Consider the following 23,280-nt stretch of genomic DNA (forward strand, 5'->3'; position numbering starts at 1 on the left):
CTTTTTTCGAGTGCCTAGTGTGGTGCTGGGCGAGGAGTAAAGTCCCATGTTTATAAGCGAAACCCAGGCCCAAACAAGGTCTGGGTTTGTTTTTAGGAAGATTCCGGGAGGTGAGAGGTGTGCAGATTTAAATTTTGAAAAGTCTGATAGACGCGAATATTGGTTGGGCCGCCGCAACTGCGGCCGCTACGTTTGCAGCGGCTTCCGGCAGTGGCCGTAGTAGCTTGCCGCCGTCCGCATCATTTCCCAACCTTCCCGTCGCATGAACCCCCAAACCACCACGCCGAACCCTCCGCAAACATCCGCTGCCTTTATTGCCGCCTCCTGGGTCGCGTTGCTGCTGGGCGTTGTGGCCTTCAACATCGGCCTCTGGAATGCCAATACGATGGCGCTGAACGAGAAAGGCTACTACTTCACGGTGCTGATGTACGGCCTGTTTGCCGCCATCTCGGTGCAGAAAAGTGTGCGCGACCGCCTCGAAGGCATCCCGGTCACGAACCTGTACTACGGCATCAGCTGGGTGTCGGTGCTGCTCACAGTGCTGCTGCTGGCCGTAGGGCTGTGGAATGCCACGCTCACGCTCAGCGAGAAAGGCTTCTACGCTATGGCTTTCGTGCTGAGCTTGTTTGCCGCTATCGCCGTGCAGAAAAATACCCGCGACACCCTGAAGCGGGAGCCTGCGGAACCGGCTTCGCTGGGCTAATTGCAACGGCCCGGATTTTTCATGGAAGCTCGTTACGGAGCCATCCGGCACCTGCCGCTGGGGCTGATGTATGCCCGCCTCGCGCTGGGCCTGCTGCTGCTGGCGCTGGCGGCGGGGGGCGTGTCGCACTTTGCCGCCCTGGCCGTGGCGTTGATTACGGTGGGCCTGCTCACCGACGTTTTCGACGGCATCATTGCCCGCCACTTGGGCGTGTCGACGGAAAAGCTGCGTCGGCTTGATTCTACCATCGACCAGGTTTTCTGGGCTTCGGTGGTGGGCGCAACTTGGCTGGCCTGCCCCGGTTTTTTCCGCCAGCACGCCCCGCAGCTACTACTGCTGCTGGGGCTGGAGGTGCTCACTTACGCGCTGTGCTACCTGAAATTTCGCAAGGAAATTGCCACGCACTCGTGGGCGGCCAAGGCCTGGGTGCTGGTGTCGTTTGCCGCGCTGGTTCAGATTATCGTTACCTGCCAGGCCGGTGCGCTGTTCGAGGCCTCGTTCTACCTCGGCGTGCTGAGCCGGCTGGAAATCGGGGCCATTATCCTGCTCCTGCGGCGGTGGACCAACGACGTGCCCACCGCCTGGCACGCCGCCCGGCTGCGGCAGGGCAAGCCGATAAAACGGCATAAGCTGTTCAATGGGTGAAAATTAAAATGCCGTTTCTGGTTCAGAAACGGCATTTTGCGTGAATTGGCAACTGCTTTTTAGCCATAAGCTTTGAAATACAAAGTTCTTTAAAATACATTTGCTGTGTCCCCGATAGATGGGCTTTGCTGCCGGCCGCGTTGCGTGGCTGGGCAGAATTGCCTGCGCCATTTTCCAACTTCAATCCGCGGTTTTCGGCCGCCCGCTTATGCAAAGTCTGCGTTCTCCCAAATGGATTTTCCTGGCCAGCACCGCGCCGCTGCTGGTGTACCTGCTGGTGTGCGCCGGCGAGTTTTCGGTAATTCGGACGCTGCTGCCGGCGGCTAGCGTGGGGGAGTGGCAGGCGTTTGGGGCGGCGCTGGCGCTGCTGGGCCTGGGCGGGGCCGGCTATGCGGCCTGGCAGCTGGCGCGCCGGCAACCGGTGGCGGCGTGGTACAGTGGGGCGGTGCTGCTGGCGTTCAGCCTGTGGCTGTGCCTGCTCACCACGCACGGCGAGGCGCTGCTGCCTCGCAGCGTGCCCGCCTGGATGGTGCCCACCAACCCCATCCTTATGGCCTGGACCTTCCTGATGCCCACGCTGGCGCATGCCATGCTGGCGTTGGTGGCCCGCTTCACGCCCGACGACCGGCCTCACCAGGTGGCTCCCAACATTCTGTTCGCGGTGGTGGTGCCCATGGGCTGGGCGCTGGTGTTCGAGGTGCTCACGTGGCTGGGGCGCCTGCTGCGTGGCACGAGCCCGGAGGTATACACCGGGCCATCGCGCACAGAAACGGTGGGCACGGTTATCATCGTGGCGTCGCTGGTGGTAGGCACGCTTAGTTTCTTCTTTTTCCTCACGCGGGCGCTGTTCATCAGCTCGCGCCGGCGGGAGCGAAGCTGGGCCGATGGCGGACTGGTGTGGAAACTGGTGGTCACGATTGTGCTGCCGCTGCTGGGGCTGGGGCTGAACAACGGCCTGTTTTTCGGCCAGGGATTTCACGAGGCGGGCGGCATTTTCGGCAATTTCAGCAGCCCGTGGTTTTACGTGCTCACCATCGTGAACGGGGCGCTGCTGTGCCTGCCCGACAGCGAGCAGCCCGGCCTGCGGCTGGCGCAGCTGCTGGGCCGCAGTGCGCTGTTTGGCTTCACGTTCTACTTCTTCTTGGTATTCTTGCCGTTTTTGCCGCTGGCGATTCCGGCCATTATTCTGATTGGGACGGGCTTTTTGCTGCTGGCGCCGCTGCTGCTGTTCGTGGTGCACGTGCGCCAGCTGGCCGACGACGTGGCCGCCCTGCGCACCGTGTATCGCCCGCGGCTGGTGACGGCGGCGCTGCTGGCCGGGCTGGCGGTGCTGCCGCTGTACTTCACGGGCAGCTTCTGGCACCGGCGGCAGGTGCTGCACGAGGCCCTGGCCTACGTATACACGCCCGACTACACCCAGCCGCCGCGCGTCGATGCCGAGGCGCTGGCCGCCACGCTGGCCCAGGTGCGGCTCAACAAAGACCGAAATTTTGACCTGTTTTTCGGTTCGCAGCAGCCGTACCTGTCCACGTATTTCAACTGGCTGGTACTCGACAACCTGATGCTTTCGGAGCATAAAATCAACGAGCTGGAGCTGATTTTTACGGGCGATGTGGCGGCAAACCGCAGCTACCTGTGGGCCAACCTCAACGGCCCGCCGCCCCCGCCGCCCCCCGCGCCCGGCACGTCGCCCACCACCCGGCGCTTCTCCGGCGCCAACCTCGACGGCTTCGACGACCCCGCGCCGGACCCTGGCGCGCCCCAACTGCGCAATGCCGCCGTGCGCAGCCGCTACGATGCCCGCCAGCAGGCCTGGGTAAGCTGGGTCGATTTGGAAGTGGCCAATACCAACCCCGGCTTCCAGAACCGCGAGTACAGCACCGCCATCTGGCTGCCCGAGGGCTGCTGGGTGGGCGACTATACCCTCACCATCGGCAACCGGCAGGAGCACGGCATCCTGGCTGAGAAAAAGGCCGCCACCTGGGTGTTTGCCCAGATTCTGAGCGAAAACAGCTCCCGCGACCCCGGCCTGCTGGCCTACCGCGGCCCCCACGAAATTGCCGTGCGCGTCTACCCCGTGTCGGCGGCCGAAGCGCGCCATACCAGCATCCAGTTCCTGCACAAAGAGCCCATTGCGCTGACAGTAGATGGCCGCACGTTGGCCCTGGGCGACAGCGCCGATGCCGCGCTCGTCACGGCGCCCATCACCGTGCCCGGCAGCGGCGTGGCCTACGTGAGCGGCGTGGCCAAGCAGCAGCTGCCGCTGGTGCAGCGCCGGCCCTATTACCATTTTCTGCTCGATGTTTCGGCTAGTCAGGCCGACCCGGCCAACGCCTTTCGCGAGCGTCTGGCAGGCCAGCTGGCGCGGCCGCTGCCCAACGGCGCGCCGGCCCGGTTCAGCCTGGTGAACGCGGCCACCACGCCCGTGCCCGCTGGCAACGACTGGGCCGCGGCCGTGGGCAAAACCGGCACCGGCGGCTTCTACCTCGGCGGAGCCATCCGGCGGGTGCTGTTTGAGGCCCAGGAGCACCCCGGCGCCACCTACCCGGTGCTGGTAGTCGTAACCGACGATTTCAACAACGCCGTGCTGGATGCGGATTTCGAGAACTTCCAGAGTGCTTATCCCGAAAGCGACGTGTTCTACGTGCTGGGCGCCGACGGCCAACTGGTGCCGCACTCGCTGCGCCACGCGGCCCGGCAGCCGCTTTCATCAGCCTCGCCGGCCGGTTTGCCTGCGCCGGGTGCATCCACGCCGGTGCGCGCCTGGCCCGATGCCGCCCACCCGCGCGTCTACCTGCCCGCCACGCCCGAGCCGGCCGTAGTCGTGACCGGCCGCCCCACCGTGCCCACGGCCGAAGCCCCAGCTCCCAGCCGCTGGCTGGCGGGCCTGCTGCTGCGCGGCTACGGCCAGTGGCAAAGCTTTCACCCCGAAATCACCGACCGCGAGCGGGTGCCCTTCATTCAGGCCAGCTTTCGGGCGGGCATTCTCACGCCCTTCACCTCCTTCCTGGCCCTCGAAAACGACGCCCAGAAAGCCGCACTGCACCGCAAACAAGAGCAGACGCTGGCCGCCAACGCCTCGCTCGATACCGTGGAAAACGACCAGGTGCAGCCCACCGCCACACCCATCGACAGCGGCGCGCTGTTGCTGCTGGCGGCCGGGCTGCTGCTGGCCGGGTGGCACCTGCGGCGTATGCGCACCGCCGCCCACCGCCTGCAGGCCTAACGGGCGCGAGGAGTGCAATGGTGGCAGCGTTCGCGCTACTTTTGCGGGCTGCGGGCGGGCTATTTTTAAGCCGCCGCTGCCTTCTTATGTCTCTCGGTCAACCTGTTTTCGTCCCCGCCTTTCACCGCCGGCCGGCCGCCGGCCGCTCGCTATGAGCCAGCGGCGGGAAACGGGCCTCTACGCGGCCGTACTACTGGGTTTTCTGACGCTCATTGCCGGGCTGTTGCGGGCCGGTGCGCACCTCGAAACGGCCAGCGTAAAAGCCGCGGCGGCCAGCAGCGGCACCGCCTGGGCCGATTTTGTGGCCGCGCTGCACCAGGGCTGGCATTCGCCCCTGGCCCTGCTGCTGGCCCAAATGGTCGCCATTCTGCTGGCCGCCCGGGGGCTGGGAGCCCTGTGCCGCCGCATTGGCCAGCCCGCGGTGGTGGGCGAAATGACGGCCGGTATTCTGCTGGGGCCGTCGCTGCTGGGGCGCTATTTTCCGGAGTTTTCGGCCCGGCTGTTTCCGGTGGCTTCGCTCGATAACATTAAGTTTCTAAGTCAGATTGGGCTGATTCTGTTCATGTTCGTGGTAGGCATGGAGCTGGATTTGCGCGCCCTGCGCGGCAAGGCCCGGCAGGCCGTTATCATCAGCCACGCCAGCATTGCGCTGCCGTTTGGGCTGGGGCTGGGGCTGGCGTATTTTCTCTACGATGGGTTTGCGCCGGCCGGCGTGCGGTTTGCTTCGTTCGGGCTGTTTCTGGGCATTGCCATGAGCATCACGGCGTTTCCGGTGCTGGCGCGCATTGTGCGCGACCGCGGCCTGCACCGCACGCCGCTTGGCACGCTCGTCATCACCTGCGCCGCCGCCGACGATGTGACCGCCTGGTGCCTGCTGGCCGCCGTAGTTGCCTCGGTGAAGGCCGGCTCGCCGGGCAGTGCCGGTTTTCTGCTGCTGCTGGCCCTGTCCTACGTGCTGCTGATGGTGGGCGGCGTGCGCCCCTTGCTGGCCCGCATCGGCCTGCCGCACCACGCCAGCGGCCGCCCCAGAAAAGCGGCCCTGCCGGTGTTCTTTCTCACGCTTATGCTCTCCGCTTTTGCGGCCGAAGCCATTGGCATTCACGCGCTGTTCGGGGCGTTTCTGGCCGGGGCCATTATGCCCACCGATAATCAGCTGCGCGAGTTCGTGAGCAGCAAGGTGCAGGATGTGGCCGTGGTGCTGCTGTTGCCGCTGTTCTTCGTGTTCACCGGGCTGCGCACCGAAATCGGGCTGCTCAACTCTGGCTACCTGTGGGGCATTTGCGGGCTCATCATCGTGGTGGCGGTGGCCGGCAAGCTGCTGGGTAGCGCCCTGGCGGCCCGCCTCGTGGGCCACAACTGGCCCGACAGCCTCCGCATCGGCGCGCTGATGAACACGCGCGGCCTCATGGAAATCGTGGTGCTCAACATTGGGTACGACCTTGGCATCCTTACCCCGGCCATCTTCGCCATGCTGGTCATCATGGCCCTGGCCACCACCTGCATGGCCGGCCCGGCGCTGAACTTACTCGACCGCCGCTATCCTGCCTGAAAAGGCGCCGTTGAACCCTTCCCCTTCGGCATAAAAAAAGGCAGCCCCCGATTCGGAAGCTGCCTTTTCATTTTTTAACTACCTGCTTACTGCACCACTACGCGGCTCGTCTGTACGGCCTCGGGGGTGGTTACCTGCACCATGTACAGGCCGGCTTTCAGCGTCGTGGCGTCGATGGTCAGGTCTGCGCCGTTCAGGGGCTGGGTCTGGGTCATCACCACGCGGCCGGTTACGTCGCGCAGCACCACCGTGGCGGTGCGGGCCGCCGTGCCGGTGAGGTGCAGCTGGAAGCTGCCGCGCGTCGGGTTGGGGTAGGCCTGCAGCGTGTTGGCCTGAATGCTGCCGGCCTTGGTGGCCAGCGTGAGGCGGCACACCACCACGCCGGGCACAGCCTGCTCGGCAATGCGGGCGGCGTATTCCTGGTAGTAGCGGTTGGTGATTTTGGCATCGTGCACCACCAGCGTGTTCTCGTCGTTCTCGGTATCGGCCGAGGCGGTCCAGTTGTGCGAGCCCACGAACACCGTCGGGTCCGACTGGCTGGCGCCGGCGTCCACAATCAGGGTTTTGTGGTGCATGATGCCGCTGGTTTTCTTGATGAGCACGCGGTTGCCCATGCCCGCTTTGATGAGGCGGAAGGCGTACCCGGCCGTGCCGCTGGTGTCGTTCACGAGGCCGTCGGAGCAGGCGGCAATGTTGCGGCTCGTTACCTGGCTGGCCAGGGCGCGGCCCAGGTCGGCGCGGGTGATGAGCATCGACTCGAAGTGCAGGTCGTTATCGGCCGAGGCAATGGCGGTGAGCAGGCGGCCGTTCACGTTGTCGGTGGGCGAGAAGTACGACTCCACCGAGCGGCCGCCAATCATCAGGAAGTGCGGCGTGTTGTCGGTCTTGCGCGAGCCAAACAGGATGGTGCCGGCCACATCGGTTTTCGAGCCCCACATCTCCTCAAACTCTACGGTGTACACGCGGGCCAGGGCCTGGTCCTGCAAGGCAATCACGTTGTTGCGGTCGGTGGCCAACTGGGCCCCGGTCCAGTTCATCGAGCCCGTCCACACCCACGGAATGTTGGGGTTGGCGTTTTCGGCATCAATAATCACAAATTTGTTGTGCATGATGGCGCTGCCGCTGCTGCCGGCCTGGGCCGGGCGCCCCACGCGGGGAATGTTGGCGGGCAACTGGCCCACGCTCACGTTGGCGTTGTCGTCTTCGTACACGATGCGCACGCGCACGCCGCGGTTTTTAGCGGCAATCACGGCATCCTTAATCACCGTGCTGTTCCAGTTGTAGATGGCAATATCCAGCGTCTGGGTAGCGCGGTTGATGTACTTCGCCAGCGTATCGGCCGCGCTGCCGTTGGGCGTGTACACGGCCGTGTTGCCGGGCAGCGCCAGGGAGGCATCCACGGGATTGTTGAAGTAGTTTTTGATAACGCCCGACGACAGCGAAGCCGTAATCATAGGTACGAGGCGCGACTCGGAGCGGCCCACGCTGTTCACCGACACGGCCTGCACGTAGTAGATGGTGGCCGGCTGCAGGCCCGTCAGCGTCTGGCTATGCGCGTTGCTGAGGGTTGTGCTGCCCGGTATCGTCGTAATCTGGGCGCTAGTGGGGTTGGGCACCGTCGAGTACGAGAGGCGCGTATCGCCGGTGTTCGAGGTGTTGAACGACACGGTGAAGCCCGTGGTGGTGATGTTGCTCGGCACCGGCGTCGTCGTCAGGTTGGGCGTGAGGCCCTGGATGAAGTCGGCGTACTTGCGGTTGAGCAGCTGGTAGCCGCCGGTGGTTGCGGTAGCCGAGGCCGAATACTGGCTCACGATGCCCACGGCATCGAACGTGCCGGTGGGGCTGGGCTTGCCAATCAGGCCATCGGCCCCGTTCGAGTTGGTGGGCACGTAGGTTACCAGCGTCGAGTTGTTGTTCAGCCGGTAGGTGGTGTTGGCCGCAAACGACGTCACCGAAGCCCCGCCCGTGGTGTTCACCGACGTCAGGCCGTTGATGCGCACCAGCATGCCTTCGTATTGCTCGTCGTAGGCCGACGCCGCATTGGCCGCCGTGAAGACCTTGGGGGCCGGTAGCGGCCGGTTGCCGGCCAGCACAGTCAGCGAGGTGATGGGGTCAATTTCGAGCAGGCCGCGGAACATTTTCAGGCCGCCGGTTACCTGAATGCTGTCGCCGAGCGACAAGGTGTTGAGGGTGCTGGCAAACGCGCCGGCATCGGTCGAGTACACGCCCACGCCCGAGTTCGGATTCGTACCATCCTGAATGTAGCGGATGATGCTCACCGAGGAGCCCAGCTCAGCGCCGTTCGTCACAATGCCGCGCACCGTGACCGTGGGGCCCGCCACGTTGTTGGCGGTGGGGGCCTGGGCCCGCGCCTGCGCAATGGTAATAACTGTTTGGGCAGCCGCCGAGCCGCCCGTGAGCATACCTGCGAGCAACGCCAGCAGAGTAAATTTTTTCATGCGTAAAAAGAACTGAGTGGGAATGAAATGAAATAGGGTTGCGTCGAAGCCGAAGGACAAAGATGCTGAACTTCAGCTGAACGAACCGTGAAGAGCCGCCGGAAGTGCCCGGCTTTGCAAGAAGTTGATTTTTTGCGGCTCTTAATTCTTACCGCTCAGGCGCACCCGCTTGCCGTTGCCCGTGATGAAGGGCACGGGCGGGGCCGTTTCGGTGCCGGCGGCGTTGCGCGAGCTCACCTCCACGTAGTAAGTGGTGCCCGGAATGAGGTTGGTAATGGGCAGGCTGTGGCGGGTGGTCAGGGCCGGGTCAACCAGGCTTTCCTTGAGCTGCTTGGGGTCGAGGCCGTAGCGCACGCGGGTGTCGCCGGGGTTCAGCGTCGAAAACACCACCGTGAAGCCGTTGCCCGTCACGTTCACCGGCACCGGCTCTTCGGTGAGGCGGGGCAGGCCGCCGCCGCGCACCAGGTCGGTGGCCAGGCGGGGCATCAGCTGGTAGCCGCCCACCCCGCTGGGGGCAAACTGGCTCAGCACCCCGCGCACGTCGAACGGCTCGCTGGTGGGCGGCGTGGCATCAACCAAGCCCTCGGGGCCGCTGCTGGCCGACATGACGCGGACCAGCCCGCCGCTCTGGCCGTTGAGCAGGTAGTTGGAGTTGCCGGCCAGGGTGGTGGCCACTGTGCCGGTGGGCGTGGTCAGGCGCGTCACGCCTTTGATTTCCAGGAGGCGGCTTTCGTTGGCTTCCACGAAGGCCTCGGTGGCGCGCTCGACGGGCACCTGCAGCGCGCGCACGCGCACGCCGCTGGCCAGCTTGTGGAAGGAGGCAATGGGGTCCATCTCGGTCAGGCCGTTGTACACCTTCAACTGGCCGGTTACCTGAATGCTGTCGCCGGAACGCAGTTCGGCAAAGCCCGCGAGCTTGGTGGGCTGGGCATACAGGGCCAGGCCCGCGTCGGCGTCCTGCACGTAACGGATGTTGCCCATTTCGGGCCCGTTAATCACCACGGCACGCACCGTGACGGTGCTACCGGGCGGCAGCGCCCGCGCAGCCTTGATGGTGAGCACCGGGGGCGTGCCCGGGCCGGGCGGAGTGGGCGTTTCGGATGCAAACCCGGTGAGGAGACCGGCGAGAAGTAAGAATGAAGTCATGCTCGGGGTAATTGGAAAATAAACAGACTGACAACGAGGCTGCCCTCGCAAAGTTCAGGATAAAATATTCATTTTCCGCTACCTCAAAGGCAAAATTCTTGCTTGGATTCGTTCAGTTCAATCTTTACAAAATATTAACTTCCGGGTGAAGCTCGACGGCAAACTGCTGCCGTACGGCCGCAATGATTTCCTCGGCCAGCGCCCGGATTTCGCTGCCCGTGGCCCCGCCGTGGTTCACCAGCACCAAGGCCTGGCGGGCGTGCACGCCGTGGGTGCCCGCGCCGGGGCCGCGCCGCAGCCCTTTCCAGCCGGCGCGCTCGATGAGCCAGCCGGCGGGCACTTTCACGCCGCCGGGCACGGGGTAGCCGGGCAGGTCGGGGTACTGGCTTTTGAGGCGGTCGAAGGCGGCTTGGGAAATTTCGGGGTTCTTGAAGAACGAGCCTGCGTTGCCGATTTCGGCCGGGTCGGGCAGCTTCGAGCGGCGGATGTGCACCACGGCCTGGCTCACCTGCTGCGGCGTGGGCTCGCCCCCGATGCCCAGCTCGGCCAGCGTTTCGGTGATGGCGCCGTACTGCACGTTGGGGCGGGCCTGGCGGTGCAGGCGCAGCACCACGGCCGTCACCACAAACTGGTGTTTGAGCACGTTCTTGAACACGCTTTCGCGGTAGCCAAAGCCGCAGTCGGCCGCCGAAAATACCCGCAATGCGCCGGTGGCAATTTCCACGGCTTCGAGGTGGTCGAAGGTGTCGCGCAGCTCGGCGCCGTAGGCCCCAATGTTCTGCAACGGGGCGGCGCCCACCGTGCCGGGAATGAGCGAAAGGTTTTCGATGCCGCTCAGCTGCTGGTCGAGGGCGTATTCGACGAGTCCATGCCAGCTCTCGCCGGCCCCGGCGCGCACCAGTGCGGTTTGGCTGTCGCCGTCCTCGCTCAGAATTTCCAGCCCGCGAATCTCATTCTTGAGCACCACGCCCGGGAAATCCTGCGTGAACAACAGGTTGGAACCACCACCGAGGATGAGCTTGTCGGCGGCCCGCACCTGCGGCAGCTGCAGTAGCTGGCGCAGCGCATCGGCCGAGGCGAAGCGGGCGAAGTAGCGGGCCCGCACATCGAGGCCGAAAGTGTTGTAGGGGCGAAGGGAAACGTTTTCTTCGAGCGTAGGCATCATGCCGCAAAGGTAGCGGCCGGGCCGTAGCGCACTGTAGCGCGGACCCTGCCAGTCTGCTTCTGGGCGAGGCTATTCCATGCAAACGCGGACTCGCAGAGCCCACGCTACAGTGCGCTACTTCGGGTTAGCCTTCACGTTGAAACGCGAGTCGGCGCGCACGGTGGTGGCCTTGCTCAGGCCCAATTGGGTCATTTCCACGGTGGTGAAAAGGGTGTAGTTGCCGCTGCGCAGGTAGGCATCGAGCTTCTGGCCCGAGGGCGTGAGGTTGATGGTGGTCTGGCCGGTGGGCACGGGGCTGAGCGAGGCCAGCAATACTTTATTCGTGCCAGCCGCATCGGAAGCAATCGAAATGCTGATGCTCTTCACGAAGTCGAAATTCTGCCCGGCCGGGTCGGTAATGGTGAGGGCCAGGCGGTCGAGGGTCACGTCCTGAATGTATTCGGCGGCCGTGTTATTGTTCTGAAAAGTGCTGTTGGACGTGGAGTTGACCGTGACGCCCGGCAGGGTAATAACCGGCCCCACGCCGCCCGGCACCGGCCCGGTGGCCGGCAGCTGAAAAGTGCTGGAATCGTTAATCTGAAAGGTAAGCAGGTCGGCAATTTTTTTGCAGCCGACGGTGCCGAGCAGCAGGGCCAGCACAAAGAGGACAGGGGCGAACAGGGATTTTTTCATGAGAAACAAGCTGCCGGCGTGGTGGTGAGGCATGGCAGTGCGGCTTTTAACGGATAAGCTGCCGGCTTAGTGCGAAATACGCTCAGCCCAGATAATGTGCGGCCATGATGATGCCGTAAATCCAGCAGGTGTAGAGGGAGGCATACCAGAAGCCCTCCCAAAGGCTGGCGCCTAAGCGGCCCCGGCAGCGGTTCGAGTTTTTGAACACCAGCCGCAACGCCCGGAAAAATACCCAGTACAGCAGGGCGGCGAAGATGAGAATGCCCGTCCAGAGCAGCGCGCCCACCAGCCAGATGACGAACACGGCCAGAATGGCCACCACCACGGCCATCACAATAGCGGCCAGGATGCCGAGAATGCCGTGGCCTTCGGAAAAATCGAAATCGGGCAGGCTTTCGAGGCCGCTGGTGCCGGGGAAGTTTTTGCGGCTGATGCGGTCGGTGAGGCGGCCCACGTCGTCGCGCAGCTTCACGCCGTGGTAGAGGCCCACGGCGGTGAACAGGAAAAAGGCGCCAAATAATATGCTGGTCGAAATCAGTGAATTGGCAAATAACGTGCGGTGCTGCCCCAGCCCCAGTAGCCACACCGCCACCGTGGTTACCACCACCACGGCCGCCGAAACCAGGGCCACGTTGCCGGCGCTGAGCAGGCGGTAAGAGCGGGGAGCGGGCGGAGTGGGCATGGGTCGGGGCAAGAGGGTTAAAGCACGTCATGCTGAGCGCAGTCGAAGCATCTCTACCGCAGCAGTAAATTATGATTACTTCCCCGACAGAGATGCTTCGACTGCGCTCAGCATGACGTGCTTTTTTATTGTTCCGTTGCCCAGACTTACCGCACCCGGTAGCCGCTCACGGCATAAAACAGCAGGTACAGGTAGCACAGCGCCGGCACCACGAAGGCCACGCGCAAGCCGCCGCCGTGCGTGGCCAGCCAGCCCATGAGTGGCGGAATGAGCGCCCCGCCCACAATGGCCATAATCAGGTAGGAGGAGCCCTGCTTGGTGAAGGGCCCCAGCCCGGTGATGGCCAGCGGGAAAATGACGGGCCACATGATGGAGTTCATCAAGCCGCAGAGCACGATGAGCCAGAGCGCCGTTTCGCCGGTGCTCAGGATGCTGGCGCCCACCAGCGCCGTGCCGGCCGCGCACACCGCCACCAGCAGCACGCGGTTGTGGAACTTGAGCAGCAGCGGAATGCCCACCACGCGCCCGATGAGCGAGCCGAACCAGTACGACGACACCAGCACCGCGCCCACCGCTTTGGTGAAGCCGGCCGCGGTATCAATCGGGGCCGGCTGCTGGCCGAACAGCACGCCCACGTAGTTGGTGGCCACGTTGAGGCCCCGCACCAGGCTTTGGGTGAAGCTGGAAAGCTGCTGAATCCCCTGCGACTCGCCGTAGCGAATCAGGAAGGAGCCGAGGCCCACCTCCACGCCCACGTACACGAAAATGGCCACCACGCCCAGCACCAGGTGCGGAAACGACAGCGCCGACGTGCGCCCCGCCGCCATGGGCCGGGCCTCCTCGGCGGCTTCTTCGGGAATGCCTTCAATGTCGGGCAGCTTCACCAGAAAGAAAAACAGCGCCGCCAGCAGCACCAGAAACACCGCGAGGCCGATGTAAGGCCCTTTCACTAGCTGTGATTCTTCGGCCAGCCGCTCGTTGAGCGGCAGCGCCGCCAGCCGCGCCTTGAGGGCCACCGAACCGCCGAACAGCACCAGCCCGCCCACCAGCGGCGAAAGGCTCCCGCCGAAGTTGTTGGCCACGCCCACCACGCTCACCCGCGCCGCCGCGCCGCGCGCCGGGCCGAGAATGCTCACGTACGGATTGGCCGCCACCTGCAGCAGCGTAATGCCCGCGCCCAGCGTCGCCAGCGCCGTGAGAAACAGCGCAAAGGCCCGCGAATCAGCGGCCGGAATGAAGAGCAGCGCGCCGGCCGCCATCACCAGCAGGCCCACCACGATGCCGCGCTGGTAGCCCAGCTTTTTGAGCACCCAGCCCGCCGGCAAGGACATCAGAAAGTAGGCCCCGAAAAAGGCCGACTGCACGGCCGAGGACTGCAAATCGGTGAGCTGGCACACGTCCTTGAGGTAGGGCATGAGCACGTCGTTGAAGTTGGTGACGGCCCCGAACAGGAAGAACAGGGTGGTCATCAGCACCATGGGGCCGGCGTAGGAGCGAGCGGGTGCGGCGGTGGATGCCGCTGAAGAAACTGGAATAGCCATACGCGGCGGAAGGTACAAAAAAGCCGGCCACATCGGGCCGGCTGTCAGGAAGGATTAAGTGATGAAGCGAGCGAGCCGGCTTTGCAAATCCAACCCACGTACAAGCAATAACTGCTGAATGGCTGCTGCTGGCGAGCAGCTGCCGGCAACTGCACTACCGCCGGCTAGGCTTCATTCTCTTGTTGTAATCGGCCACCGTACCGTAATTCTGGAACCCTTCCAGGTGGCTTATTTTCCAGGCACCGTTCACTTTTTTCGCTTTCATCGCATAGCTGAGAGGCGGGTCGATGCCGTCTTTTTTATCCCAGGTCCAGTTGAATGCGGCCGTGTTATCGCCAAACTTCAAATTGCTGAGGGTAAGCCGCTGCCAGTAATTGTCAGGATTGTCTTGGCAGTTACACCAGTCATCCGAATCGGAGTACCACAGTGGAATCCCATCGTTTGCGTTTCGCCAGTCAGCACTGGCTTGTCTGACCGAGGAATCAATCGTCATGGCAATTGCCCGGTGCCTGGCCAGAAAATCATCGGAGAAAAAGCCGGTCTTCTTTAAGACTGCATAATCCTTGTTGTATGCGGCCCAGTCGATGCCGGTGAACAGACTATCGGCGGGATTGGTGATTTTTAGCGGGAATCCATAACCTGGGTCTTTGGTTACGTGCCACTCGTAGGCGTTTCTCACCAACGCCGTGAGTTCAACACTGTCCGGGTTTAGGCGGGGCGCGGTGCCGGATTTTGGCGAGCTTACTAATGATGCGGACCTGGCACTGTCAGCGCCTGCTTGCTGCTGGAGGATGATTACAGCGGTTGGTTTTGAAGTTGGCGAATTGCCGCAACTTGCAAGCGTGGCAGCCATTAGTGATACGGCAACCAGCGGGATTCTGCAGGGCATTTTTAGGGTGGTAATTAAACGCGTGCCCATTCAATCAGCATTCAGGTTAGTCGGTGGGCTGCTAAAGCTACAAGTTGCAGCGAATTATCTGAACCAGCCTGACGATGGCCGGGGCACGCAGGTAGAGAAAAAAAGAAGACGCAAGGCCGGGGAACTGTACCCGCGCGCTATTCCCGACCTTTGCGGACGCGGACTAAAAGTCCGCGCTACTTTATGCACCTCACCGCCACCACCCAGTTCGGCCTGGAAGAACTGCTCGCCGACGAGCTTTACGCCCTCGGGGCCGACATCACGCACGTGGGCTCCCGTGCCGTGGAGTTTATCGGCGACCACCGCCTGCTCTACGAAACGGCGCTGTGGAGCCGGCTTTCCATGCGCCTGCTGCGGCCTTTTGCCGCTTTTTACGCCGCCGATGAAAAGGCGCTGTACCGTGAGGTCAGCCGCATCGACTGGCAGGATTTCATCGGCCCCGGCCAGACCTTCGCCATCACGCCCGTGGTGAACCGCTCCACGTTTGAGCACTCGCTGTTCGTGGCCCAGCTCACCAAAGATGCCATCGTAGACCAGTTCCGGGCCCGCACCGGCGAGCGGCCCAGCATCGACACCCGCACGCCCGACATCCGCCTGCACCTGCGCATGACGGAGAACGAAGTCATCCTCAGCCTCGACGCGGCCGGCGACTCGCTGCACCGCCGAGGCTACCGCCAGCACACCAACGAAGCCCCACTGAACGAGGTGCTGGCCGCCGGCTTGGTCATGCTCTCGGGCTGGGATGGCAAAAAGCCCCTCATCGACCCCATGTGCGGCTCGGCCACCATCCTCACCGAGGCCGGCCTCATCAGCCAGCGCATTGCGCCCGGCTTGTTTCACCAAGGCAAGTTCGGTTTCGAAAACTGGTACGACTTCGACCCCGAGCTCTGGAACCAGGTGCGCGAAGAAGCTCAAGCCCAGCGCTTGGAGGAGCCCCAGGCCTACCTCGCCGGCTCCGACCTCGACCCCAAAACCATCGACATGGCCGCCGCCAACATCACCGCCGCCGGCCTGGAAGACTGCATCCGTCTGTCGGTGCGCGACGTGAAGGACGCCACCGCGCCTGCCAAGGAGGCGCCCGGCATCGTTCTCACCAACCCGCCTTACGGCGAGCGGATAGGGGAGGAGGCCCAGATGGCCGCGCTATACAAGACGATTGGCGACTCGCTGAAGTCGAATTTTCAGGGATACAGCGCCTTTGTGTTTACCGGCAATCTGGAAGCTGCCAAAAGCATCGGGCTGAAGCCGGCGCGGCGGACGCCGCTGTTCAACGGGCCGATTGACTGCCGGCTGCTGAAGTATGAGCTGTACCGGGGGAGCCGGCGGGAACCCCGGACGGACTCGGCGCCGGCCGGAAACTAATCTGCTTGGAACTTCCCGACCAGCATCGTTATTTTAGCTTACCTCTTCCTGTCCCATGTCTGATACCGCGACTACCGCCCCCGCCCCGCAACTGCAAGCCGCCCGCCAGGCCCTGAAACGGTACTACGGCTACGACAACTTCCGCCCTATGCAGGGCGACATCATCCAGCACATTCTCAACGGGAAAGACACCGTGGTGCTCATGCCCACCGGCGGCGGTAAGTCGGTTTGCTTTCAGATTCCAGCCGTGGTGAGTGAGGGCACCTGCGTGGTGGTTTCCCCCCTCATTGCCCTGATGAAGGACCAGGTGGAAGCCCTGAAAGCCAACGGCATCGCGGCCGCCTACATCAACAGCAGCGTGGGCCAGAACGAGGCCAACGACATTGCCCGCGCCGCCACCGGCGGCTACCTCAAGCTGCTCTACGTATCGCCGGAGAAGCTGCTGAGCGACGGGTTTATGCAGTTCCTCACGCGGGTCAACATCAGCCTGTTTGCCATCGATGAGGCGCACTGTATTTCGAGCTGGGGCCACGATTTCCGGCCCGAGTATACCCAGCTGGGCCAGCTGCGGAACCACTTCCCGAGCACGCCCATCATCGCCCTCACGGCCACGGCCGACCGCCTGACGAAGCGCGACATCATCACGCAGCTCAACCTGCGCGAGCCCAAAGTATTCCTCTCCAGCTTCGACCGGCCCAACATCAACCTCAACGTGCGCCCTGGGCAGGACCGCGTGGGCTCCGTCATCGACTACATCGGCCGCCACCCGCAGGACCCCGGCATCATCTACTGCCTCTCGCGCAAAACCTGCGAAACGATTTCGGCCAAGCTCCTGGCCAAGGGCATTAAGGCCGCGCACTACCACGCTGGCCTCACGCCCCTGCAGCGCGGCAAGGCCCAGGAAGCCTTTTTGCAGGACGACGTGCAGGTGATTGTGGCCACCATTGCCTTTGGCATGGGCATCGACAAAAGCAACGTGCGCTGGGTGATGCACTACAATTTGCCCAAAAACATCGAAGGCTACTACCAGGAAATCGGCCGGGCCGGGCGCGACGGCGCGCCGAGCACCGCCATCCTGTTCTACAGCTTCGCCGACGTGATGCAGATGCGCGAGATGGTAACAAAGGACGTGCCCGCGCGCCAGGCCCAGCTCAACACCGCCAAGCTCGAGCGCATGCAGCAGTTTGCCGAAGCCGCCAGCTGCCGCCGCAAAATCCTGCTCAACTACTTCTCCGAAACCCTGGCCGAGGACTGCGGCAACTGCGACATCTGCCGCAACCCGCCCACCACGTTCGACGGCACCCTCATTGCCCAGAAAGCGCTGTCAGCCGTGTTCCGCAGCCGCGAGAAAGTGGCTATCAATCTGCTGATTGACATTCTGCGCGGCATGCGCAACCAGGCCGTGCTGCAGGGCGGCTACGACCAGATAAAAACCTACGGCGCGGGCCGCGACCTGCCCTACCTCGACTGGTACAGCTACATTCACCAGATGCTGAACGACGGCTTGTTCTACATCGCCTACGAGGAAGGCTACGCCCTGAAAATCACCGAGCGCGGCCACCAGGTGCTCAAAGGCGAGCTGACGCTGCCGCTGCGCAAGTTCCAGCCGAGCGAGAAGGCCGAGAAGCCCACCCGTGCCGGCAAAAAAGCCGCCAGTGCTGCTGCCAGCGCCACTATTGGCTCGCCCGAGGCGCAGCTGTTCGACAAGCTGCGCAAGCTTCGCAAAGCCATTGCCGATGAGCAGGGCGTGCCGCCCTACGTGGTGTTCAGCGATGCCACGCTGCAGGAAATGGCCGCTGAGCGCCCCGTGAGCCGCGTGGGCATGCTGGGCGTGTCGGGCGTGGGCATGAAGAAGTTCGAAACGTACGGCGAGGCCTTCATCAAGCTCATTCTGGAGGAAGGCGGCGGGGCCGTGCCCTCCGATTCCGACAACCTGTTCCAGGAGCCGCGCCCGCGCCTGTCGCTGCCCAACAAGGCCGACAAAACCGTGAGCGACTCGGAGGATGCCACCATCCAGTTCCACCAGATGGGCCTCACGCCGGAGGATATTTCCGAGCGCCGCGGCCTGGCCCTGAGCACCGTGAAAACGCACCTTTACAATGCCTACGCCAAGGGCCGCGAGCTGCGCATCCACGATTTCGTCAGCGACGCGGAGCTGGCCGAAATTTTCACTGCCCGCGCCCAGCTCGGCGGCGACCCCACGCTGCGTGACCTGTTCGACCACCTACGCGAGAAGTACGACTACTTCCAGCTGCGCATGGCCGCGCTGTACCACAAGCGCTTGCGCGGGCAGTAGCAAGTAAAGAAGGCCCGCCGGTATGCAAAGCGGGCTTTCTTTACTTGCAGATGCTGAGCATAACACGACAAGCGAATCCGGGCCACATTTACGGCCAAAACGGCTGGGTTAGGAGTACCCCGTTAGTTTAAACGGATTCCGCGTTTGGGTCTTCAATGGGCTGGGTATTGGTCCACTCGTCGTAGTTCTTTTTGAGCCCCCAGAGGCTGGCAAGTAATACGACTGCCAATACCAATCCGATAATAAATCCGAAAGTCAGGAAGGCAATAAAGGCGGCGATAATGGCGTAAATACGGAAGCCCACTTTCTTGTATTCTTCCTCATATAGCTTGTAAGAGGCGAGCTGGAAGCCAATGTAGCTAGCCCAAATCAACAAGCTCCACGAGACAATCCCCATAATAAAGCTGCCCGATTTGCCAATCAACAAAAGGCTTAAAAGCAGTCCAATTACTGAGAGGGCCATGGCTAGAATGGCCGCAATTTTTAACGCACGAGGAGTAAACATGTGGAAATGGAAAACGGTGAATTTCCTTGCAAGATAACGGCATCATTTTCTGGTTCATGACCCCCATGCTGCGCAAACTGTTCCTCGCCCTCGCGGCCTTGTTCATCGCCGCCTTTGCGGGCCTGATGCTCACCAAAACGCTGCCCTACTACACCTTCGAGAAGGGCATCCACTTCCTCACTACCAAGAGCGACGAAACCAACGACAACCCGGTTTTTCGGGCTGGTTTCTACGTGCACATCACCACCAGCCTGCTGGTGCTGGTGGCCGGGCTGCTGCAGTTTCTGCCGGTGCTGGCGCGGCGCGGGCCGGGGCTGCACCGGCAGTTGGGCAAGTGCTACGTGGTGGGCATTCTGGCGCTGGCGGCGCCGTCGGGCCTCGTGCTGGCGCGGTTTGCTAATGGCGGGCTGGCGGCACAGGTCGGCTTCACGCTGCAATGCCTTGTGTGGTGGCTGTGCACCTGGCGCGCCTACCGCGCCGCCCGCCAGCGCCAGTGGAGCCTGCACGTGGACTGGATGCTGCGCTCCTTCGCCGTGACGCTGGCCGCCCTGGCCTTGCGCGGCGAGAGCTACGTGATGTATTACGTGTTCGAAACCAAGCCCATTGAGACATATTTGACGGTAACGTGGCTGTCGTGGGTGGGCAATCTGGTGCTGGTCGAAATCCTGCTGGAAGTGGGGCTGGGGCGGTATTTTCTGCGGGAGTTTATGCCGGATTTGCGGGCTAAATTGGCGGTATGAAAAGAACGTTCTACCCGTTTTTATTGACCTTGCTGACGGCCGCATGCCAGCAGCAAAAGCCAACTGGCCAAACTGCTTCTGCTTCACTAGCCCCGCCTGATGCAGGGTTATCGGCAGCTGCTTCTAAACCAGTGGCTCAGGCAGTAGCTCCTGCTGATTCGTTGACTGTGGAAATGCGCGCCACACTCCGGCAGGTAGACTTAAGCAAGCTGTTGCTAGCGCCGCAGCCCGGATTTAGCATGGCCCTCGATGGGTTCTTTGGTACGAATCCACAACGGCTGTCACTAGCCATCCTGCAGGCCTCGCGCGACAGCCTGCGGCCCGAACTGGTCCACATTCGGGGTAAGGCGCGCTGGCAAAAACAAGTGACCAGCTTTACGGGAGACATCTGCTTCACGCGTCTATCCGATTATTTCGACCAAGGTCTATTGCTGTCGCAAGGCGAAGAAAGCTTTGTTCAGGATACAGTTGGCGAAGCGGGCAACATTATTAATGCCCGCGCCTATTCTGCTTCGGCTACCTTCCGACTGCTGAGCGAGGCCCCAGCATCCTACGTGCTTGTGGGTGAAACCTTACTTGATTTCTGGCTAACGGATAAAGGCATTACCGGCTTGATACATTCTCCTGCTGAGGGTGCAATACTCGAAAAAGCGCCAACTAAAGGCAGCGGCTTATTGCTTTCGGGTCGTTGGCAGAATGCGGCCGACAAGGTTGGCCGGCCATTCTTAGTAAGCAGTGATGTTTTCCTACTGTCGCCTGGTCTGATAAAGGACTTTGGCATCGGTGACCGGGGGGCACAGGTAAATCCCAAGTATGCCAAGTTGGGTTGGAATAACTATTGGGAAAACGACGAATGGTGGGTCGACTCGCCCAAGCCCAAACTCAACCTGTGAGTTCGTCCGCACTTCACATGAAACTTCCTGCCTTTCTGTTCCTGCTGGGCCTGGCCGCCTGTCAGCCTCAGGCGCAAACCGCCCACCAGCCGGTAGCTGCCACCCCGCCGCCAGCCGAAGTCACCGCTGTATCGGCGGTGCTGCCCGCCGTGTTTGCCCCCCACGACACCCTAACAGCCGCAGCCCGCGAAATGCTGCGCCGCTACGACCTGTCCGCGCTGTGGCAGGGCGCCACGAGCGGGCCACAGAGTACTTCGGTGCTGGAAGGGTTTTTTGGCCCCGACCACTACCGGTTTGAACTGGCCTTTACCGAAGTGCACCGCGATGCCGCCAACCCCGCGCTTTACCACGTGCGCGGCAAATGCCACTACCGCAAAAACGTGCGCCCCTTCACCGGCACGCTCCTCATCCGGCAGGTAGCCGACCTGGAGCCGCCCTACGAGTTCGAAGACGCCGACAACGATGCGCCCAATCAGTCCGAAGCCGTTGGTTCCGACTCGGCCGGTACGGTGTATGAGCAAAAGGTCCTGCTGGCGCACCCGCGCGAAGTGCGGGCCGAGCTGCGCATCAAGGAAGCGCCGCTGGCCAATGCCGGGGAAATGCTGGCCGCGGCGGCGCTGCAGTTTTACGTGAAATCCAACCAGCGCCTGGGCTACCTGCGGTCGCCGTTTCGGAGCACCGACGGGCTGTACAACGCCGGTTATCTGCTGATAAACGGCAGCCGCCTCAACATCAGTACCCGGCAAGTGAAGCAGTTTGTGCTGGCCGACAACGTGTTTGCTGCCGCGCCAGACGTGTACAAGGACTTCGAAATTGGCGACCGCGGGGGCGAGATGAATCCCAAATATGCCCACCTGGGCTGGACCGAAAAATGGGAAAACGACGAGTGGTGGGCCGACTCTCCCAAGCCCAAACTTGTTTTGTAACACTAGTTGCTTTCCAATCATGAAAACCAAAGGTTTCGCCCTGTTGCTGGCTTTGGCCGCTACCGCCTGCCAGCACACCCCTCCGGCTGCTGCCGATGCTGTGGTTGCCGCGGGGCCAACGCCTCAACCCGCTGCGCTAGCCACCGCTGCCACCGACTCCCTGTCGCCGACTACGCGAGCCATGCTGCGCCAATACAACTTGGCCCCGCTCTGGGCCAACCGGGCCGAAGGCAAAGCGGCTCAGTCGGCCATGGAGGGCTTCTTCGGGACTTCGCCTTACCGCATTTCCTTCTATTTCAGCAGCGTCGAACGCGACCCGGCCCAGCCCAATCTGTTCCACGTCACCGGCCTCGACCGCTACAAAAAAGTCATCACGCCCTTCAGAGGCACCATTACGGTGCGCCAGATTCATCCTTTTACATACGCTCCTTATCTGGATGACCCCGATTCGCTGATTAATGCCTTCACAGCGAACGGGCAATTTATCCTGCGTGAAGACCCGACAACGAAGGGGGCAGGCTGTTATTCGGGAAAAGCGCTACTCGACTTTTACCTCAATCAGCACAAGCAACCTGTGCAGGCTACTGCCAACTTAACCACCAGCGCCAAAAATCCAACGCTCGGCAGCGGACTGCTCTTCCGGGGAACACAGGTGAGCAATGCCACTGGCCGCCGTCAACCCGTAGCCTTCGCCGGAGAATACTGGGCGGCCATTCCCAATGCACTTCAATTCCTTCGGCCAGGTGGTCGCGGAGATGAAGTAAGCCCCAACCTGGCCCATTTTGGCTGGAATAGCTACTGGGAAAACGACGAGTGGTGGGCCAAATCCCCCAAGCCCCAGCTCAGCCTTTGATACTAAAACCAACCCGCTCACCGTTGAAAACACAGAAGCGCTATCCGGCAATATATCCGTCCTGCGCGTTTCCAATTTTCACGGTTCCCATGCGATACTTCCTGCTGCTGGCGGCTCCTGCGCTGCTGCTCGGCGCGGCGCGGCCCCTTCGCCGGCCGGCCACTCCCGGCCCCACCCACGCTACTGCTCCGCTGGTCGCACCCGGCGCGGTGCTCTCCAATGCTACTCGCACGGCACTGCTGGCCCGCGCCAGCCTAGGCCGCTTGTGGCAGCATCAGGCCAGTAATGGCACCGAGGATGTGCTCAATGGCGTTTTTGGCTACGATGGACGGCGGCTCGAATTCGTGTTCCTGAGCGTGCAGGCCGATGCCAAAAGCCCCGGGCGCTACCTGGTGGCCGGAAAGTTTCGCTGCTACGGCGACGTGACGCCGTTTCGGGGCAGCGTGGAGGTGCAGCAGGTACAGCGCCTGCCGGCCGAAGCGGTGGGCGATGACGGCACCGGCAAAGCGCGGGCCGTGTACTGCGCCACGGGGAGCTTCGCGCTACAAGCCACCAGCAGCCACGGCTTGGGCGGACGCTTTGATGGGCGGTTGGGCGTTGACTTTCAAGTGGGCAGCAGCGGGCGCGCCGCCCTGGCCGAATACACCACCAACGCCCTCACCCGCCGCGGCGGCCTGCTCTTCGACGGCGAGTGGCGCGACGGCCCCGATGGCGACCCCGTGCCGGCCGTCTGGAAGCAGGGCATGGCCGTGGCGCACCAGGTCCTCACCCGCTTTCAGATTGGCGACCGCGACGCCCATCTCAACCCGCGCTACGCCCGCGTGGGCTGGAATACCTACTGGCAGAACGACGAATGGTGGGCCGAAAAGCAAGTGGCTAAACGCTAAAGTGGTGGGCAGAAAATTATTAGCTAAGTGAATTAGTATCTTCGCGCCTGCGTTGCTAACTTCACCAGCCGAATCTGCGTTGAAGCAAACGCTATTCCCGGCTGCTGCCCC

At 62.7% G+C, this 23,280-nt stretch carries 19 protein-coding genes; 11 read left to right on the forward strand and 8 right to left on the reverse strand.

Annotated features, from left to right (window positions below; genetic code table 11):
* The first annotated feature begins 262 nt into the window (after positions 1 to 262).
* The 4 genes from yiaA (at position 263) to MON38_RS17230 (ending at position 6,123) form a co-directional block, all read left to right on the forward strand.
* Positions 263 to 703: an inner membrane protein YiaA gene (gene yiaA / locus MON38_RS17215; RefSeq protein WP_241937386.1), complete on the forward strand. Its 441-nt coding sequence runs from the start codon at positions 263 to 265 to the stop codon at positions 701 to 703.
* Between the two features lie 21 nt (positions 704 to 724).
* Positions 725 to 1,348 (forward strand): CDP-alcohol phosphatidyltransferase family protein, encoded by a 624-nt coding sequence (locus MON38_RS17220; RefSeq protein WP_241937387.1) that lies wholly within the window; start codon positions 725 to 727, stop codon positions 1,346 to 1,348.
* Between the two features lie 208 nt (positions 1,349 to 1,556).
* Positions 1,557 to 4,574 (forward strand): MSEP-CTERM sorting domain-containing protein, encoded by a 3,018-nt coding sequence (locus MON38_RS17225; protein ID WP_241937388.1) that lies wholly within the window; start codon positions 1,557 to 1,559, stop codon positions 4,572 to 4,574.
* A 151-nt stretch (positions 4,575 to 4,725) separates the two neighbouring features.
* Positions 4,726 to 6,123, forward strand: a complete 1,398-nt coding sequence (locus tag MON38_RS17230; protein WP_241937389.1) for a cation:proton antiporter — start codon at positions 4,726 to 4,728, stop codon at positions 6,121 to 6,123.
* A gap of 86 nt (positions 6,124 to 6,209) precedes the next feature.
* Here MON38_RS17230 and MON38_RS17235 read toward each other — a convergent pair whose 3' ends face one another.
* From MON38_RS17235 to MON38_RS17265, 7 genes are all read right to left on the reverse strand, one after another.
* Entirely contained in the window at positions 6,210 to 8,582 is a 2,373-nt protein-coding gene (locus MON38_RS17235) for a phospholipase D-like domain-containing protein (RefSeq protein ID WP_241937390.1), read from the reverse strand.
* A gap of 141 nt (positions 8,583 to 8,723) precedes the next feature.
* Entirely contained in the window at positions 8,724 to 9,728 is a 1,005-nt protein-coding gene (locus MON38_RS17240) for a hypothetical protein (protein WP_241937391.1), read from the reverse strand.
* Positions 9,729 to 9,852: 124 nt separating this feature from the next.
* Complete coding sequence (gene murB, locus MON38_RS17245; protein WP_338423785.1) at positions 9,853 to 10,893, reverse strand: UDP-N-acetylmuramate dehydrogenase; 1,041 nt, start codon at positions 10,891 to 10,893, stop codon at positions 9,853 to 9,855.
* A 114-nt stretch (positions 10,894 to 11,007) separates the two neighbouring features.
* A complete protein-coding gene (locus tag MON38_RS17250) occupies positions 11,008 to 11,565 on the reverse strand; it encodes a hypothetical protein (protein ID WP_241937392.1) in 558 nt (185 codons plus the stop codon).
* A gap of 82 nt (positions 11,566 to 11,647) precedes the next feature.
* The gene (locus MON38_RS17255) at positions 11,648 to 12,247 is read right to left on the reverse strand and encodes a hypothetical protein (RefSeq protein ID WP_241937393.1); all 600 of its coding nucleotides are present in this window, start codon (positions 12,245 to 12,247) and stop codon (positions 11,648 to 11,650) included.
* Between the two features lie 146 nt (positions 12,248 to 12,393).
* Positions 12,394 to 13,788, reverse strand: coding sequence for a sugar MFS transporter (locus tag MON38_RS17260; RefSeq protein WP_241937394.1), 1,395 nt, complete (start codon positions 13,786 to 13,788; stop codon positions 12,394 to 12,396).
* Between the two features lie 154 nt (positions 13,789 to 13,942).
* Positions 13,943 to 14,641: a hypothetical protein gene (locus MON38_RS17265; RefSeq protein WP_241937395.1), complete on the reverse strand. Its 699-nt coding sequence runs from the start codon at positions 14,639 to 14,641 to the stop codon at positions 13,943 to 13,945.
* Between the two features lie 249 nt (positions 14,642 to 14,890).
* Between MON38_RS17265 and MON38_RS17270 the strand changes: the two genes are divergently transcribed.
* Positions 14,891 to 16,069: a THUMP domain-containing class I SAM-dependent RNA methyltransferase gene (locus MON38_RS17270; protein ID WP_241937396.1), complete on the forward strand. Its 1,179-nt coding sequence runs from the start codon at positions 14,891 to 14,893 to the stop codon at positions 16,067 to 16,069.
* Between the two features lie 55 nt (positions 16,070 to 16,124).
* On the forward strand, positions 16,125 to 18,365 hold the full coding sequence (gene recQ / locus MON38_RS17275; RefSeq protein ID WP_241937397.1) for a DNA helicase RecQ: 2,241 nt from the start codon (positions 16,125 to 16,127) through the stop codon (positions 18,363 to 18,365).
* A gap of 127 nt (positions 18,366 to 18,492) precedes the next feature.
* On the opposite strand, the gene MON38_RS17280 is transcribed toward recQ, so the two are convergent.
* On the reverse strand, positions 18,493 to 18,870 hold the full coding sequence (locus MON38_RS17280; protein ID WP_241937398.1) for a hypothetical protein: 378 nt from the start codon (positions 18,868 to 18,870) through the stop codon (positions 18,493 to 18,495).
* Between the two features lie 65 nt (positions 18,871 to 18,935).
* Here MON38_RS17280 and MON38_RS17285 point away from each other — a divergent pair, with 65 nt between their 5' ends.
* The 5 genes from MON38_RS17285 to MON38_RS17305 all read left to right on the forward strand — a co-directional run bounded on the left by MON38_RS17285 (position 18,936) and on the right by MON38_RS17305 (position 23,169).
* Positions 18,936 to 19,610, forward strand: coding sequence for a DUF2306 domain-containing protein (locus MON38_RS17285; RefSeq protein WP_241937399.1), 675 nt, complete (start codon positions 18,936 to 18,938; stop codon positions 19,608 to 19,610).
* The gene (locus MON38_RS17290) at positions 19,607 to 20,503 is read left to right on the forward strand and encodes a hypothetical protein (RefSeq protein WP_241937400.1); all 897 of its coding nucleotides are present in this window, start codon (positions 19,607 to 19,609) and stop codon (positions 20,501 to 20,503) included. The genes MON38_RS17285 and MON38_RS17290 overlap by 4 nt, the downstream gene beginning before the upstream one ends.
* A gap of 17 nt (positions 20,504 to 20,520) precedes the next feature.
* Complete coding sequence (locus MON38_RS17295; protein WP_241937401.1) at positions 20,521 to 21,429, forward strand: hypothetical protein; 909 nt, start codon at positions 20,521 to 20,523, stop codon at positions 21,427 to 21,429.
* A 19-nt stretch (positions 21,430 to 21,448) separates the two neighbouring features.
* Positions 21,449 to 22,282 carry a hypothetical protein gene (locus tag MON38_RS17300; RefSeq protein ID WP_241937402.1) on the forward strand — a complete coding sequence of 278 codons (834 nt, stop codon included), beginning with the start codon at positions 21,449 to 21,451 and terminating at the stop codon, positions 22,280 to 22,282.
* Positions 22,283 to 22,371: 89 nt separating this feature from the next.
* Positions 22,372 to 23,169: a hypothetical protein gene (locus tag MON38_RS17305; RefSeq protein WP_241937403.1), complete on the forward strand. Its 798-nt coding sequence runs from the start codon at positions 22,372 to 22,374 to the stop codon at positions 23,167 to 23,169.
* The last annotated feature ends 111 nt before the right edge of the window (positions 23,170 to 23,280 follow it).

It is taken from the genome of Hymenobacter cyanobacteriorum (genome assembly GCF_022631375.1).
Classification (GTDB): Bacteria; Bacteroidota; Bacteroidia; order Cytophagales; family Hymenobacteraceae; genus Hymenobacter; species Hymenobacter cyanobacteriorum.

Bases quoted from the DNA above. Each gene is read 5' to 3' on its own strand.
- yiaA (WP_241937386.1), top strand. From the start codon at position 263: ATGAACCCCCAAACCACCACGCCGAACCCTCCGCAAACATCCGCTGCC.
- MON38_RS17220 (WP_241937387.1), top strand. From the start codon at position 725: ATGGAAGCTCGTTACGGAGCCATCCGGCACCTGCCGCTGGGGCTGATG.
- MON38_RS17225 (WP_241937388.1), top strand. From the start codon at position 1,557: ATGCAAAGTCTGCGTTCTCCCAAATGGATTTTCCTGGCCAGCACCGCG.
- MON38_RS17230 (WP_241937389.1), top strand. From the start codon at position 4,726: ATGAGCCAGCGGCGGGAAACGGGCCTCTACGCGGCCGTACTACTGGGT.
- MON38_RS17235 (WP_241937390.1), bottom strand. From the start codon at position 8,582: ATGAAAAAATTTACTCTGCTGGCGTTGCTCGCAGGTATGCTCACGGGC.
- MON38_RS17240 (WP_241937391.1), bottom strand. From the start codon at position 9,728: ATGACTTCATTCTTACTTCTCGCCGGTCTCCTCACCGGGTTTGCATCC.
- murB (WP_338423785.1), bottom strand. From the start codon at position 10,893: ATGATGCCTACGCTCGAAGAAAACGTTTCCCTTCGCCCCTACAACACT.
- MON38_RS17250 (WP_241937392.1), bottom strand. From the start codon at position 11,565: ATGAAAAAATCCCTGTTCGCCCCTGTCCTCTTTGTGCTGGCCCTGCTG.
- MON38_RS17255 (WP_241937393.1), bottom strand. From the start codon at position 12,247: ATGCCCACTCCGCCCGCTCCCCGCTCTTACCGCCTGCTCAGCGCCGGC.
- MON38_RS17260 (WP_241937394.1), bottom strand. From the start codon at position 13,788: ATGGCTATTCCAGTTTCTTCAGCGGCATCCACCGCCGCACCCGCTCGC.
- MON38_RS17265 (WP_241937395.1), bottom strand. From the start codon at position 14,641: ATGGCTGCCACGCTTGCAAGTTGCGGCAATTCGCCAACTTCAAAACCA.
- MON38_RS17270 (WP_241937396.1), top strand. From the start codon at position 14,891: ATGCACCTCACCGCCACCACCCAGTTCGGCCTGGAAGAACTGCTCGCC.
- recQ (WP_241937397.1), top strand. From the start codon at position 16,125: ATGTCTGATACCGCGACTACCGCCCCCGCCCCGCAACTGCAAGCCGCC.
- MON38_RS17280 (WP_241937398.1), bottom strand. From the start codon at position 18,870: ATGTTTACTCCTCGTGCGTTAAAAATTGCGGCCATTCTAGCCATGGCC.
- MON38_RS17285 (WP_241937399.1), top strand. From the start codon at position 18,936: ATGCTGCGCAAACTGTTCCTCGCCCTCGCGGCCTTGTTCATCGCCGCC.
- MON38_RS17290 (WP_241937400.1), top strand. From the start codon at position 19,607: ATGAAAAGAACGTTCTACCCGTTTTTATTGACCTTGCTGACGGCCGCA.
- MON38_RS17295 (WP_241937401.1), top strand. From the start codon at position 20,521: ATGAAACTTCCTGCCTTTCTGTTCCTGCTGGGCCTGGCCGCCTGTCAG.
- MON38_RS17300 (WP_241937402.1), top strand. From the start codon at position 21,449: ATGAAAACCAAAGGTTTCGCCCTGTTGCTGGCTTTGGCCGCTACCGCC.
- MON38_RS17305 (WP_241937403.1), top strand. From the start codon at position 22,372: ATGCGATACTTCCTGCTGCTGGCGGCTCCTGCGCTGCTGCTCGGCGCG.